9 protein-coding genes are annotated in these 14,097 nt (G+C 67.5%); 5 read left to right on the top strand and 4 right to left on the bottom strand.

Features of this window, described 5'->3' with window-relative positions; genetic code table 11:
* Positions 1-12: 12 nt before the first annotated feature.
* Positions 13-900, top strand: coding sequence for a glutathione-dependent disulfide-bond oxidoreductase (gene yghU / locus SFC76_RS11405; RefSeq protein ID WP_322849590.1), 888 nt, complete (start codon positions 13-15; stop codon positions 898-900).
* A gap of 12 nt (positions 901-912) precedes the next feature.
* Positions 913-2,757: a beta-galactosidase family protein gene (locus SFC76_RS11400; protein ID WP_322849589.1), complete on the top strand. Its 1,845-nt coding sequence runs from the start codon at positions 913-915 to the stop codon at positions 2,755-2,757.
* 71 nt (positions 2,758-2,828) lie between these two features.
* Here the strand turns inward: SFC76_RS11400 and SFC76_RS11395 are convergent, their stop codons facing one another.
* On the bottom strand, positions 2,829-3,341 hold the full coding sequence (locus tag SFC76_RS11395) for an Hsp20/alpha crystallin family protein (protein ID WP_322849588.1): 513 nt from the start codon (positions 3,339-3,341) through the stop codon (positions 2,829-2,831).
* A 62-nt stretch (positions 3,342-3,403) separates the two neighbouring features.
* On the bottom strand, positions 3,404-3,883 hold the full coding sequence (locus SFC76_RS11390) for an Hsp20 family protein (RefSeq protein ID WP_322849587.1): 480 nt from the start codon (positions 3,881-3,883) through the stop codon (positions 3,404-3,406).
* 276 nt (positions 3,884-4,159) lie between these two features.
* Here SFC76_RS11390 and SFC76_RS11385 point away from each other — a divergent pair, with 276 nt between their 5' ends.
* Positions 4,160-6,616 (top strand): TonB-dependent receptor, encoded by a 2,457-nt coding sequence (locus tag SFC76_RS11385; RefSeq protein ID WP_322849586.1) that lies wholly within the window; start codon positions 4,160-4,162, stop codon positions 6,614-6,616.
* An 87-nt stretch (positions 6,617-6,703) separates the two neighbouring features.
* Here SFC76_RS11385 and SFC76_RS11380 read toward each other — a convergent pair whose 3' ends face one another.
* Complete coding sequence (locus SFC76_RS11380) at positions 6,704-8,980, bottom strand: TonB-dependent receptor (RefSeq protein ID WP_322849585.1); 2,277 nt, start codon at positions 8,978-8,980, stop codon at positions 6,704-6,706.
* Between the two features lie 42 nt (positions 8,981-9,022).
* Complete coding sequence (locus SFC76_RS11375) at positions 9,023-11,827, bottom strand: TonB-dependent receptor (RefSeq protein ID WP_322849584.1); 2,805 nt, start codon at positions 11,825-11,827, stop codon at positions 9,023-9,025.
* Positions 11,828-11,930: 103 nt separating this feature from the next.
* On the opposite strand from SFC76_RS11375, the gene SFC76_RS11370 reads away from it, so the two are divergent.
* Positions 11,931-12,800 (top strand): DUF6528 family protein, encoded by an 870-nt coding sequence (locus SFC76_RS11370; protein WP_322849583.1) that lies wholly within the window; start codon positions 11,931-11,933, stop codon positions 12,798-12,800.
* 133 nt (positions 12,801-12,933) lie between these two features.
* Positions 12,934-14,085, top strand: coding sequence for an ROK family transcriptional regulator (locus SFC76_RS11365; protein WP_322849582.1), 1,152 nt, complete (start codon positions 12,934-12,936; stop codon positions 14,083-14,085).
* Positions 14,086-14,097 lie beyond the last annotated feature (12 nt).

Genomic DNA, 14,097 nt, shown 5'->3' with positions numbered 1-14,097 from the left:
GAAAGGAAGATCATGGCTGACGAGGATGGCGCGAACAATCTGCCCGCGGGCTATGTGCCGCCCGCGGTGTGGACGTGGGACCGGTCGAACGGCGGCCAGTTCGCCAGCATCAACCGCCCCGTCTCGGGCGCGACGCACGATGCGCCGCTGCCGATCGGGCGGCATCCGCTCCAGCTCTATTCGCTCGGCACGCCGAACGGGCAGAAGGTGACGATCCTGCTCGAGGAATTGCTCGCCGCGGGCCATGCCGGTGCCGAATACGACGCGTGGCTGATCGAGATCGGCAAGGGCGACCAGTTCGGCAGCGGCTTCGTCGCGCTCAATCCCAATTCGAAAATCCCGGCGCTCGCCGATCACGCCACGACCCCGCCGACGCGGGTGTTCGAGAGCGGATCGATCCTGCTGTATCTCGCCGAAAAATTCGGCGCCTTCCTGCCGGCCGATCCGGCGGCGCGGGTACAGGCGATCAACTGGCTGATGTGGCAGATGGGCTCGGCGCCGTTCGTCGGCGGCGGCTTCGGCCATTTCTACGCTTATGCGCCGATCAAGATCCAATATGCGATTGACCGCTATGCGATGGAGGCCAAGCGTCAGCTCCACGTGCTCGACACGCATCTGGCGGAGCATAGCTATCTGGCGGGCGACGACTATTCGATCGCCGATATCGCGGTCTGGCCCTGGTATGGCGGACTGCTCACCGGCACCTATGGCGCGAGCACGTTCCTGAGTGCCGGCGACTATCCCGATCTGCAACGCTGGGCCGACCGGATCGCGGCGCGCGAACCGGTGCGGCGCGGCCGTATCGTCAACCGCATCATGGGCGAGCCGGGCAGCATCCTGCGCGAACGGCACGAGGCGGCGGATATCGACGCGGCGCTCGCGGCGACGGCCAATCAATAAGGGGAACGACGGATGATCCTGGCGAAGCGACTTTTATCGGGGGCGGCGCTCGCCATGGCGGCGACGGCGGCGGGTGCGCAACCGGCGGCCCCGGCGCCCGGCTTCGCGGTCGCCGGCACCGGCTTCGTCAAGGACGGCGAGCCCTATCAGGTCATCTCCGGCGAGATCCATTACGTCCGCATCCCGCGCGCCTATTGGCGCGACCGGCTGCGCAAGGCGAAGGCGATGGGGCTCAACACCATCACCACCTACGCCTTCTGGAACGTCCACGAGCCGCGGCCCGGCGTCTACGATTTCAGCGGCCAGAACGACATCGCCGCCTTCATCCGCGACGCGCAGGCGGAGGGGCTCGACGTCATCCTGCGGCCCGGCCCCTATGTCTGCGCCGAATGGGAATTGGGCGGCTATCCTTCGTGGCTGCTCAAGGACCGCAAGCTCGTCCTGCGCTCGACCGACCCCGCCTATACCGCCGCGGTGGAGCGCTGGATCGTCCGGCTGGGGCAGGAGGTGAAGCCACTGCTGCTCGCCAACGGCGGCCCGATCGTCGCGGTGCAGCTCGAGAACGAATATGGCGCCTTCGGCGACGACAAGGCGTATCTGCGGGGGCTGGAGGCGACCTATCGCCGCGCCGGCCTCGCCGATGGCGTGCTGTTCACCTCGAACCAGGCGTCGGACCTCGCCAAGGGCTCGCTGCCGCAACTCCCCTCGGTGGTCAATTTCGGCTCGGGCGGCGCGGCCAATGCGGTCGCCAAGCTCGAGGCGTATCGGCCCGGGGGGCTGCGCATGGTCGGCGAATATTGGGCCGGCTGGTTCGACAAATGGGGCGAGGACCATCACGAAACCGACGGCCACAAGGAAGCCGAGGAGATGCGCTTCATGCTCCAGCGCGGCTATTCGATCTCGCTGTACATGGTTCACGGCGGCACGACGTTCGGCTGGATGAACGGCGCCGATTCGCACACCGGCACCGATTACCATCCCGATACGACCAGCTACGATTACGATGCGCAGATCGATGAGGCGGGCAATCCGCGCTACAAATATGCCCTGATCGCCAAGGCGATCGCCGAGGTGACGGGCAAGCCCGCCGCGCCCACCCCGGCGCCGACGGTCGCGGTCACCTTCCCGGTCTCGCCGATCCGGCGTAGCGCGTCGCTATGGGACAATCTGCCCGATCCGGTGCGCGCGCGCCTGCCGCTGACCTTCGAGGAACTCGACCAGAATTACGGCTATGTCCTTTATCGCGTCGCGCTGCCGGCGGGCGGGGGCGGGACGCTGACGCTCAAGGGCATGCACAGTTATGCGCAGGTCTATGTCGACCGTAAACTCGCGGGCACGCTCGACCGCAGGCTGGGGCAGGAGACCGTGACGCTGCCGGCCCGCGCCGGGGTCGCGACGCTCGACGTGCTGGTCGAGAATACCGGGCGGGTGAACTATTCGCACGCGATCCGCACCGAACAGACCGGGCTGACCGGCGCGGTGACGCTCGACGGCAAGACGCTGGAGGACTGGCGGATGTACCGCCTGCCCATGGACGATCCGTCGAGCCTTCGCTTCACGGCCGCGCCCTGCGTCGGACCGTGCTTCTACGAGGCGGAGATGACGGTGGATCAGCCGGGCGACACCTATCTCGACGTGCGCGGCCTGCATAAGGGGCAGCTCTGGCTCGGCAGCCACAATCTCGGCCGCTTCTGGTCGATCGGGCCGGTCCACACGCTCTACACGCCCGCACCGTGGCTGCAGCGCGGCGTCAACCGCATCATCGCCTTCGACGTCACAGGCGACCCCAGCGATCGTCTGACGACGGTCGACGCCCCGGTGTTCGGCAAAGTGACAACGACAAGAGAGGCGCAATAGCGCGCCGCCACCGCTGGTGCTTGCCCGCATGGCCCGGTGCCCGGCCGCGACGCCGCGGCCGGGCGTAGCCGTCAGGCGGCATCGCTATGGATCGGGATGCGGCGGACGTTGTCGGTGGCGGCGGCCGATTTGGGCAAGGTGATGGTGAGCACGCCATTGCGGAAGCTGGCGCTCGCCTTGTCGGCCTCGACGGTGCGCGGCAGGCCGATCCGGCGTTCGAACCGGCCGTAGCTGCGTTCGGAATAGCCGCGATCCCTGTCCTCGACCTCCGATTTCTTCTCGCCGCGCAGCGTCAGCACGCCGTCCTCGGCGACGATCTCGACATCCTTCTCGTCGAGTCCGGGCAGTTCCGCGGTGACGCGGATCTCGTCGTCGGTCTCGCCGAGTTCGAGCTTCGGCGAGAGCAACGCGCGCTCCGTGCCGGCGAAGGTGGGAACGCCGAAACCGCGGACGACGTCGTCGAACAGCCGGTTCATCTCGCGATGCAGCGAGAGCAGCGGATCGCGCCGGTCCTGCTCGACGCCGAACGCCGCCGGGACACGCTCGTCCGTGCGGCTCCAGGGGATCAGATCACGAATGGCCATGGGTCCTGTCTCCTTTCTGGTCAGTAAGATGATGCGGGTCGATCGATGCGGCGGGGCTGCGATCAGGCGGCGCGGAGCGCCTCGCTGTCGCCCTCGCCGATGCGGGTGGCAGCGGCGGGCGTTCCGCCGCCGATCGCGATCCGGCGCGGCTTCATCGCATCGGGAACGACGCGCCTGAGTGCGATGCTGAGCAGGCCGTTGTCGCAGCGCGCCTCGTCCACCTCGATGAAATCGGCGAGCTGGAAGCGCCGTTCGAACGGCCGCGCGGCGATGCCGTGGTGCAGGTAGCGCGCGTCGTCCTGCTCGGCCTCGCGCTTGCCGGTGACGATCAACTGGTTCTGCTGCGCGACCACCTCGATCTGGTCGGGGCGGAAGCCGGCGACCGCCAGCGTGATGCGATAGCGATCCTCGCCCTCGCGGACGATGTCGAAGGGCGGATAGCCGTCGGCGACGTCGCCGCGCCCGGTTTCGAGCAGGTCGAACAGCCGGTCGAAGCCCACCGTCGAGCGGCGATAGGGCGTGAAGTCGAAATTGGTCCTCATCTCCAAATCCTCCTGTGAAGCGATCTGGACATGAGCGGCACCGGCGCGGGAGTCGGCGCCCTCGATGTCCGGTCCGGACCCGGTGCGGCGTCCGGCGCGCGAAAACTGGGAATGCCGATCGGGAGATCAAGAGGGTGTCGGTAGATTTTTTGGAGGGCTGGCGAGCGGCGAATTTATGCAGCCGATCTTCGGTGCCGCATTGGCGAATGGCCGTAACGGTCCTAAGGGCTGAGGCTACGGTTCCGGGTAGACATCGGAACGTTCAGGGAGGACGATATGAACAAGATCCTGGGGAATGGCTATCTGTGGGCGAGCGCCGCGCCGCTGGCGCTGCTGATCGCGGGACAGGCCCATGCGCAGACCGCCCCGGCCGACGCGGCCGTTCCCGCCACGAGCACCGCGCAGCGCGCTGCCCCCGATGCGGGGATCGTCGATCCGGACGCGCAGGCCGGTGAGGACATCATCGTCGTCGGCACCGCGGGCGGCGGCACGCGGCGGCAGAATGCAGCGTTCGCGGTCACCACGCTCAGCAACGATGCGATCGAGCGTGCCGCGCCGAACAGCACCGCCGACCTGCTGCGCACCGTGCCTGGCGTCATGGCGGAAAGCTCGGGCGGCCAGAACGGCGCGAACATCTTCGTGCGCGGCTATCCCTCGGGCGGCGACGCGCAATTCGTCACCTTCCAGCTCGGCGGCGTGCCGATCTTCCCACCCTCGACCTTGTCGTTCCTCGAGAATTCGCAGCTGATTCGCCTCGATGAGACGGTGCAGCGCGTCGAGGCCGTCCGCGGCGGTACCGGCTCGCTATTCTCGAACGGACAGCCCGGCCTGACCGTCAACGTCGTGCCGCGCGTCGGCGGCGACACGTTCAAGGGCTTCGCCAAATTCTCCTACACCGATTATGACGAGGCGCGTGGCGATGCCTGGGTGTCCGGCCCGCTCGGCGGCAACACCAGCTTCATGGTCGGCGGCTATTACGCGCAGGGCAATGGCATACGCGACCCCCGCTACCGCGCCGAGAAGGGCGGACAGGTCACCGCCAACATCCACCACGATTTCGACGATGATCGCGGCTCGGTCGAGGTCTATGCGCGCTATCTGAACGACCACGGCCAGTGGCTGCTGCCGATCCCGATCGTCCAGAACGGCAGCAAGATCAGCGAATATACCGGCTTCGACGCGGGCACCGGCACGCTCGCCGGACCCGAAACGCGGGTGACGACCAATCTCGTCGGCCGCACGCTAGATCTTGCCGAGGGCCGCGGCGCCAAGGTCGTCAACACCGGCCTGACCTTCGATTACGAGGTCGCCGGCGGCGTCCGCCTGCGCGAGCGGCTGAGCTATCTCGGCGGCGATGCCGACACCGTCGGCCTCGTTCCCGCGGATGCACCGACCGCCGCATCGGCACTGGCGACGACGCTGGGCGGTGCCGGTTCGACGGTCGCCAGCCTGACCTATGCCAATGGCGGCGGCGCGGTGGCGGGCGGCGCGGCGACGCCGCTGATGCGCGCCGGTATCTGGGAAGTCCGCAAGAAGATCAGCTCGTTCGTGAGCGACAGCGCGCTCGAATGGACCGCGGGATCGAACAAGCTGACCGGCGGCTTCTATTACGCCAACTACACGACGCGCGATAATTGGTCGCTCGGCAACCAGATCCTGCTGACCGCGACGCCCAATGCCCGTGTCGTCGACATGACGCTGAACGGCGGCCGCGCCGCGACGCTGCGTGGTTTCACCAGCGGCCCGACCTTCCTCGTCAATGCGGGCTATGAAGGCAATGATTACGCTTTGTACGGCGTCGACGAGCTGCAGATCACGCCCAAACTGCGCGTCGACGGCGGCGTTCGCTGGCAGCGGCACGAGGTCACCGGCACCGTCCGCACCCCGGCCGCGGCGGCGGCCAATCTCGATGGCAACGCCGCCACGCTCTACGACAATGCCGTTGCGGTGATCGGTGCACCGACACGGATCGATTATGGCGATTCGAAATGGTCGTGGACCGCCGGTGTCAATTACGACTTTACCCGGACCATCGGCGTGTTCGGCCGATACAGCCGCGGCAACAGCTTCCCGGCGTTCGACAATCTGCGCGAAGGGCTGACCATCGTGGCGCAGGTCGACACCTATGAGGGCGGGCTCAAGCTCTCGCTGCCGTGGATCAACCTCTACGCCACCGGCTTCCACAACACCTTCGACGGGCTGGCGACGACGCAGATCATCAACAACGTGCCGTCGAGCCAGACCGGCGGCGCGAAGGCGACCGGCGTCGAACTCGAAGGCACGCTGCGCCCGTTCCGCGGCTTCAGCCTGAACGCGTCGGGGACGTATCTCGACGCGACCTATCGCGGCTTCTTCTCGAACAACGGCCTGATCGACAACACCGGCAACCGCGTGCAGCGTCAGCCGAAATGGGGCTGGCGCGTCACCCCCGCCTATGAGCTGCCGATCGGCACGCTGCGGCCGGCGCTGTTCGCCACGCTGCAATATACCGGCGATCGCTTCTCCGACCCCGAAAACCAGCAACTATTGCCGCATTTCTATCAGCTCGACGCGGGCGTTTCGGTGGACGTGCTCGACCATGTGCGCCTCCAGGTCACGGGCAACAACCTGACCAACGAGATCGGGCTGACCGAGGGCAATCCGCGGACCATCGGATCGCAGGGGGCGGGGCCGATCCTCGCCCGTCCGATCCTGGGCCGTTCGTTCCGCTTCAGCGCCGCGGTCAACTTCTAGAACGGCCAACGCCTCCGGATCGTCTCGTCTTGAGCCGATCCGGAGATGGTCATCCCGACGATCGGCGAAACGACGCCATCGCCGCGATCACAGGTGGAATTCCACCCCCGCGCCGAACGTCTGCGGTTCGCCGAGGATCGCGCGGCCGGTGCTGGCATATCGATATTGGCTATAGTCTTCGTCGAGCAGATTGCGGGCGAAGGCGAAGAGGGTGACGCCGTCGCGCTCCCAGCCCAGCCGCGCGTTCACCAGCGTCCGCCCCGGTAGGCGCGTCTGCGTCTGCGTCACGCCGACATCGCTGAACACCGGACCGCGGTAGCTGGCGTTGATGTTGCCAACGATCGGCCCGACCCGCGCGTTGACGCCGCCGGCGAGCGTCCAGCGCGCGGCATAGGGAAATTGCGATCCGGCCAGATCGATCACGCTAGTCGATCCGCTCGGCAGCGTGAAACCGTCGAACTTGGTGACGACATGCCCGACCGAGGCATAGGCATCGACCGCACGGCTGATCCGACCCTGCGCCTCGACCTCGAAGCCATAGAGGTGCGATTTGGCGGCGTTGACCGTGTTGTAATCATATTCGTTCAACCCGAACAGCGCGTTGGTCTGCTGATCCCGCCAGTCGATATAGAAGACGTTGGCGTTCAGCGTCAGCCGCCCGCCCAGCCAGCGCGACCGCAGCGATCCCTCGTAATTCCAGCTATATTCGGGATCATAGGCGACGAGCAGCGCGCGCGCCGGGTTCTGGCTCGACCCGCCCGAGCGATAGGCGCGCTGCACGGTGACGGCGGTGCTGAGATCGCGCGTCCAGTCGACGTTGACGCCCGCCTTGGGCAGGAACGCATCGAAGCTGCGCGCATTGCTCGCCCGCGCCGACGAGGCGCTCGACACCAGCCCGAGCACGCCGCGATTGACCGCCGTGATCGCCTGGAACAGCGGCGTTCCCGTCGCGCCGAACGTGGCGGGGTTCGGCAGCGTGCCGGTGAAGCGTGCCACCGTCTCCGCGGTATACCGGTTCTCCTCGTGATCGTAGCGGAAGCCGCCGATCAGCGAGAGCCGGTCGGTCACCCTGTAGCGCCCGTCGCCGAACAGCGCCGCCGTGCGCACCTGCTGCGGCGAATCCGCAGCATAAGCGATCGGGATCACCGGCAGCGCATTGGTGTAGAGCGTGGCGATCTGCCTCGCCGCCGCGGCCGGGAACCCTCCACCCTGCAACAGGGCGGCGATCGTGCCGGTCGGCGTGGTGATGTTGAGCCGGTTGGCGGCGATCAGCCCGCCGCCGCGGCGATAGGCCCAGCCGCCGAGCACGCCGCTCAGCCGTTCCCCGTCGTAATTAAGCCGCAGTTCCTGCGTCCAGGTGCGGAAATCGTTGGTGTTGTCGACCACCTGCAGGTCGGCGGCGGTGCCGTCGGTGTCGATCTGAGCATGTGAATGCGTCTTGTTGAACGACGTGACACTGGACAGCCGCAGCCGCGGGGCGATCGTATAGCCGACGTCCAGCAACGCGATGTCGCTGTCGATCTTGCCGCGGCTCGGCGCATCACCGGTGGAGACACGGTCGTGGAAGTAATCGGGCCGGTCGATGCGGGCATATTCGTACAGATAGCCGCCATCGCGCCGGACGCGATTGTAGCTCGCGCGGACCTCCAGCCCCGGCAGCGCGATCGGCGTCCACTTCAGCTTGCCGCGAAGGTTGAGCGAGCGCAGCGCATCGTCGTAGCCGCCGCGGGTGATGTTGCGGATCAGCCCGCGATCGGCGCGGCGCTCCGCCGAGAGGCGAAACCCGAGTTGATCCCTAACCAGCGGCCCGCCGACCGCGGCCGAGAGCGTGCGGTCGTCATATTCGCTCCACAGCACGCGTCCGTCGGCGCTATAGTCGGTGGTCGAGGCATCGCGCGTGGTGAGCACGACCGCCCCCGCCAGCGCGTTCAGCCCCTGGATCGTCGATTGCGGTCCGCGCAGGATCTCGACCTGCGCGACGTCCCACAGGTCGGTCGGGCCGCCGAACAGGGCCTCGCGCGGGATCGGCGCGCGATCGACATAGACGGTCGCGGTATCGGCATTGCCGCCGCCGCCGACCCCCATGTTGTTGATGCCGCGGATCGTGAACCCGGCCGAGCCGTAGGTCTCCGACACGTTCGCGGTGCGATTGTAGATGTCCTGGATCGTCAGGATATTTTCCTGTTCGATCCGCGCCGGCGTGGTGACGGCGACGCTCGTCGTCGTTTCCTGCACCGTGCGGTTCGACTTTTCGCCGGTGACGATGATGTCGCCGTCCGGCGCGCCGTCGGTTGCCTGCTGCGCCTGCGCCGTCCCGGCCCAGAACAAGGCGCAACCCAGCGCAGTGATGTGAATAGTTCGCATTAGCACCCCCTGGCGGCGCTCTGCCGACAGGATCGTTGCGAGTCAATCGCATTTGGCTTGAAGGCTGGTTGCCACGGCAACCGGCCGCCGCTGCCGTACGGCGGATCGGCTCGTACGGCAGCGGCGGTCTTCATTCGATAAGAAGCGGAACAGCGTGCCGATATTATAAGCCCGGCCGTTTTCCAGCTCTTCGCTGAGCAGGTTGAAGGCGGGGCCGGTCACGCGCGTCGGGCGATTGTCCGACAGATTCTTGCCCTGCGCCACGATGGTGATCGCGCGCGAGAGGCGGAGGCGGATCTGCGCGTCGAACGTGTCGCTCGCCTTGTAGCGGACGTCCTGGGTCGGGTCGGCGGTCGAAGCGGTCAGCAGCAGCGGCGAGAGGTGGTTCCACGCGCCCTGCACCGTCACCGGTCCGACCGTATAGAAGGCACGGACGTTGCCGACGACGTTCGCACTTTCGACGAGGCTGGACAGGCGGCGGCTGATGCCGTTGGTCATCATGATCGTCGGCGGCGTCGGTTGCAGCAGCGTGACGTTGGCGGCGATGCCGAAGCCGTCGAGCGGCTGCGGCAGGAAGGCCATGCGGGTGATCACCGCATTGAGTTCGACGCCGTGGATCACCGTGCCGCTGGCGTTGACCGGGCGGGTGGTGGTGACCTGCGTGACGACGCCGTTGAACGGTTGCAGCGCGGTGTTGCTGACCGTCAGGATCTCGTCGCGCACCGACTTGATGAAGCCCGCCGCCGAGAACAGGACGTCGCGGTTGAGATAATATTCGAGGCTGACGTCGTAATTGTCGCTGCGGCGGGGACGGAGCTGCGCGTTGCCGGTGGTGATGGTGACGAAGTTGGTCCCCGCGTTGATCGCAATCGTCTGCCGGCCCGCCAGATCGTTGTAATTGGGCCGGGCGAGCGTGCGGCTGAAGGCGGCACGGGCGCGCAGGTCCGCGGTCACGTTCCAGTCGAGCTGTGCGGAAGGGAGCCAATCGCGGTAATGCTGACGCTGCTGCCCATAGCCGAGACGCACCGTCTTGCCGATCGTGGTAAGATTATAAGAGCCCGTCGACAGGCCGGTGTCCTCGTACCGTACGCCGGCGGTCAGCCGCAACGCGTCGCGGGCGTAGCGTCCCATGAGATAGCCGGCCTTGATCTCTTCGGTCAGCGTATAATCCGATTGCAGGCTCGCCTGAGCGTTGCTCGCGTTCGCGGTGAATTTGGTCGGGTTGGCGGCGAAATAGGCGGTGACCGCGGCCGGATCGAAGAACATCACGCGCTGCCCGCCGCCGTTATACGGCGTATAACGCTGCGGCGCGATGAAGCTGGAGAGCGATGCGGCTCCGGCGATGGGCGTGTAGTCGCTGACGGTGCGATCGTAGCGGCGGTCGAGGAAGCGCGCATAGGCGCCCGCCGCAAAGCCGAATCCGTCATCCTCATTCGCCATGTTGACCGCCAGATTGGCCCGCGCGGTCAGCGCCTTCTCCTTCTGATCGTCGGGCGTGGTCTGGTAATCATAGAAATTGTACCTCGTCGGATCGGCGACATAGGCCGGCTCGGCGAAGGTGAATTGCGGGAATCCGCCCGGCGTGATCGCGTAAGTATAAGCGAGACGCGTGCCGGCGGGGATGCGAAAGACCGATGTCGTCGCGTCCTGACGATAGGTGGCGATCGCGTAATTGACCCCGAAATCGGCACGGATATGGTCGCCGGGCGTCAGCTCGCCATGCAGATCGGCATATTTGATCCCGCGCTTCTGGAAGAAGCGGGACTCGTCGGCCTGTGCGTAATTGCCGCTGGTCACCTTGCCGCCCGACTGCGTGACATTGGTGATATAAGTGTATTTGTTGGTTGCCGCGATGAAGGCATTGTTCGGTGTGACCCTGTTCGCCTGCCGATCCTCGTCGTTGGTGTGATGGAATTCGGCGACGGTCAGCGCGCCGCTGAACATCGCATGATCGTCGAACTCCAGCTTGGCGAAGCCGCCGTAACGCTGGCGAAGATTGTCATAGTGCAGCCAGCGGCGGACCGACGGCACGACGGCGGCGTTGCCGGCATCGCTGACCGCCGGGTTCAGCCGCTGGCCGGTCGCGGGATCGACGTAGAGCGGCGTCGTGCTCGCGCTGTCGAGCGACGCGCTCACCCGGCGGAAATAGCTGCCGGCGACGACGATGCCGAATTTGCGGTCGGGACCGAAGGTCGTCGCGCCGACCAGCTCGGCCTGGCCCGAGGGCGGATTGCCGCCGCGCGTACGCCGGAAGTCCCAGCGGCCGATATCGACGCGACCGCCGACGAAGCTCTTGCCGCCGTTGTCGAACGCGCTGCGCGTGCGCAGATTGGCGATACCGCCGATCGCATTGCCGTTCATCGCCGCGGTCATCGACTTATAGACCTCGACCCGGCTCGCGAGCGACGACGGGATCACGTCGAGGGAGACGTTGCGGCGCGAGATTTCGTTGGCGGGCAGCGGCACGCCGTCGATCTCGACCAGATTGTAATCGGCGTTGAGCCCGCGGATCGACAGGAATTGCGCCTCGCCGCGGCCATTGTTCTGGATCGTCGAGACGCCGGGGACGCGGGTCAGCGCCTCGCCGAGCCCGAAGTCCGGCAGCGTGCCGACTTCGTCGGAACTGATGCTGTCCGAGATGACCGCGATCTCGCGCTTGGCGGCGATGTCCTTCTTCGCCTGCAGCCGCGCCCCCGTGACGACGATATCGCCCTCCGTCTCCGGTCCGGCGGTGGCCGACGCGCTTTGATCGGGCGCTGGCGGGAGCGCGCCGGTCTGCGCGACGGCGATCGCGGGCGTCGCGGCGGATAGCAACAACAGGATACGGCAGGTGGTTCGTAGCAGCATGAAATTTCCCCCTAGGTCTGACATGGGAGCGTCATTTAATCACTATAGGTGACATAACGGTGACGCGGCGCGATTTGGCGCAGCCGTGCAGACGAAGGGACCTATGACGATGATATTGCTCGGCATGCTGCTCGCCGCCGCGTCGGTGGAGGTGTCCGGCCTGGTCTATGCCTGCGGCGACGATCAGGTGCGTGAGCTGACGATCGGCAGCAACGGCACCACCGAGTCGTGGCGCTGGACGGCGAAAGCCGCCGCCGATCTGCCGCTCGACTATCGCGACGGACTGCTCGGCCATATCGACGAGTGCAAGCCGGTCGAGAACGGTCGCGCGATCCTCGTCACCGCATCCACCGGCGGCGCGGTGCTGATCGATCGCACGACCGGGCGGGTGCGGTTTCGCGCGCGCGTGCCGATGGCGCATTCGGCGGCGCTGCTGCCCGGCGGGCTGGTCGCGGTCGCGCTGTCGATCGATCCCGCCGGCGACCGGCTCGACCTGTACGACATCCGGCGCAGCGAGCAGGTGATCCAGTCGCTGCCGCTGCCGTCCGGTCATGGCGCAGTGTGGGATGCGCGCCGCCGGCGGCTGTTCGCGCTGTCGCACGATCTCGTCCAGGCCTTCCGCCTCGACCGCGGTGCCGCCGGCCCGCGGCTGGTCGAAAGCGCGCGCTGGTCGCTCCCGGGCCGGCACGATGGCCACGATCTGTCGGCTGCCCCGGACGGCGGCTATTATCTGACGACCGACGACGGCGTATGGCGCTTCGACCCCGATCGTGGCGGCTTCGCCCCCTATGCGCCGCTCAACCCCAGCCGGCAGGTCAAGGCCGTGAGCGCGGTGGAAGACCGTGTCGCCTGGGTCCAAGCCGAAGGGAGCTGGTGGGCACGCGGTTTCACGGTGATGCGGCGGGACGGCAGCGACCGGCGGCACGTGCCGGTGCCCGATCTGCACCTCTACAAGGTGCGCTGGGTGCGATGAGCCGGCACCGCCCCGGCGCGCTGTCTGCGGCGGCCGCGCGGCCTCCAGGTCGGCGACGCTGCCCGGTCGCGGTCCGCGCCGCCGTTGCCGCTATGCGGTTGACAAGGCGCGGCGGGCGCGGTGTCGGGGGCGGATGACCGACCAGTTCGCCGGCGCCTTTCCGGCATCCTTCCTGCGCGAGGACGGCCGTCGGACGGCGACCGCCAACGAGCGTGTGGTGATGACCCTGCTGTCGAAGCGGGGCGCCGCCTCGCGTGCCGACCTCTCGCGGGCGACCGGTCTCGCGCCGCATTCGATCACCCGGCTGGTCGAGCCGTTGCTGGAGCGCGGCCTGGTGGGGGAGGGGGCGCCCGAGATCAGCGGCCGGGGCAAGCCGAGCGCGCCGCTGCGCCTGCGCGCCGATGCGGCCTTCGCCGTCGGCATTTCGGTGATGACCGATGCGGTATCGCTCGCCCTGATGGATCTTACCGGCGCGATCCGGGTCCGCGCATCGGCTCCGCTCGAAAGCACGGATTTCCCGCGCGCGGCCGATCAGCTAGCGCGCCTGATCGACGATACGGTCCGGACCGCCGGGCTGGACCCGGCGCGGCGGATCGGCGTCGGCGTGGGCGTCACCGGCTATTTCATCGGCGACGGCGCGCGCCTCAATCCGCCCGCGCAGCTCGATCCCTGGGCGTTGATCCCGCTCGATACGCTGCTCGCCGATCGGCTCGGCGGGCCGTTGTGGGTCGACAACGACGGCAACGTCGCGGCGGTGGGCGAGGCGATGCTGGGGGTCGGGCGGACGGTCGGCGACTTCGCCTATCTCTATTTCGCGGCGGGTTTCGGCGGCGGCGTGGTCGCGGATGGCGCGCCGCTGCGCGGCGCCCATCGCAACGCCGGCGAGTTCGCCTCGATCCTGCCCGAAGGCTGGGCGCAACCCAATCTGGAGACGCTGCGGCTGTGGCTCGCCGCGCGGGGGCAGCCGTGGCCCGACCTGCATGCGATGCTCGCCGGCTTCGATCCGCACGATCCCGTGGTCGACGGGTGGCTCGACGCTTGCGCGCCCTCGCTCAACCTCGTCGCCTCGGCGATCTCCGCGACGCTCGATCCCGCATTGATCGTGCTGGGGGGAAGGCTGCCGCCCGCGCTGGCCGATCGCATCGCCGCGCGCATCCGCTTCACCAACCCCGAACGTCGCGGCCATCATCGTCCCGCGCCACGGATCGTCGCCTCCGCGATCGGCGCCGACGCGCCCGTCATCGGCGCCGCGATGCTGCCGATGCGCGCGGCGTTCTTCACGTAGCGTGCCGATCGG

The sequence above is a fragment of the Sphingomonas sp. CD22 genome, assembly GCF_034556155.1.
GTDB lineage: Bacteria > Pseudomonadota > Alphaproteobacteria > Sphingomonadales > Sphingomonadaceae > Sphingomonas.
Note: the sequence above shows the minus strand (reverse complement) of the source record. Positions and strands in the feature narration are given on the sequence as shown.

What these genes read in the sequence shown, in the direction of transcription:
- yghU (WP_322849590.1), top strand. Translation starts at nt 13, where the DNA reads ATGGCTGACGAGGATGGCGCGAACAATCTGCCCGCGGGCTATGTGCCG.
- SFC76_RS11400 (WP_322849589.1), top strand. Translation starts at nt 913, where the DNA reads ATGATCCTGGCGAAGCGACTTTTATCGGGGGCGGCGCTCGCCATGGCG.
- SFC76_RS11395 (WP_322849588.1), bottom strand. Translation starts at nt 3,341, where the DNA reads ATGGCCATTCGTGATCTGATCCCCTGGAGCCGCACGGACGAGCGTGTC.
- SFC76_RS11390 (WP_322849587.1), bottom strand. Translation starts at nt 3,883, where the DNA reads ATGAGGACCAATTTCGACTTCACGCCCTATCGCCGCTCGACGGTGGGC.
- SFC76_RS11385 (WP_322849586.1), top strand. Translation starts at nt 4,160, where the DNA reads ATGAACAAGATCCTGGGGAATGGCTATCTGTGGGCGAGCGCCGCGCCG.
- SFC76_RS11380 (WP_322849585.1), bottom strand. Translation starts at nt 8,980, where the DNA reads ATGCGAACTATTCACATCACTGCGCTGGGTTGCGCCTTGTTCTGGGCC.
- SFC76_RS11375 (WP_322849584.1), bottom strand. Translation starts at nt 11,827, where the DNA reads ATGCTGCTACGAACCACCTGCCGTATCCTGTTGTTGCTATCCGCCGCG.
- SFC76_RS11370 (WP_322849583.1), top strand. Translation starts at nt 11,931, where the DNA reads ATGACGATGATATTGCTCGGCATGCTGCTCGCCGCCGCGTCGGTGGAG.
- SFC76_RS11365 (WP_322849582.1), top strand. Translation starts at nt 12,934, where the DNA reads ATGACCGACCAGTTCGCCGGCGCCTTTCCGGCATCCTTCCTGCGCGAG.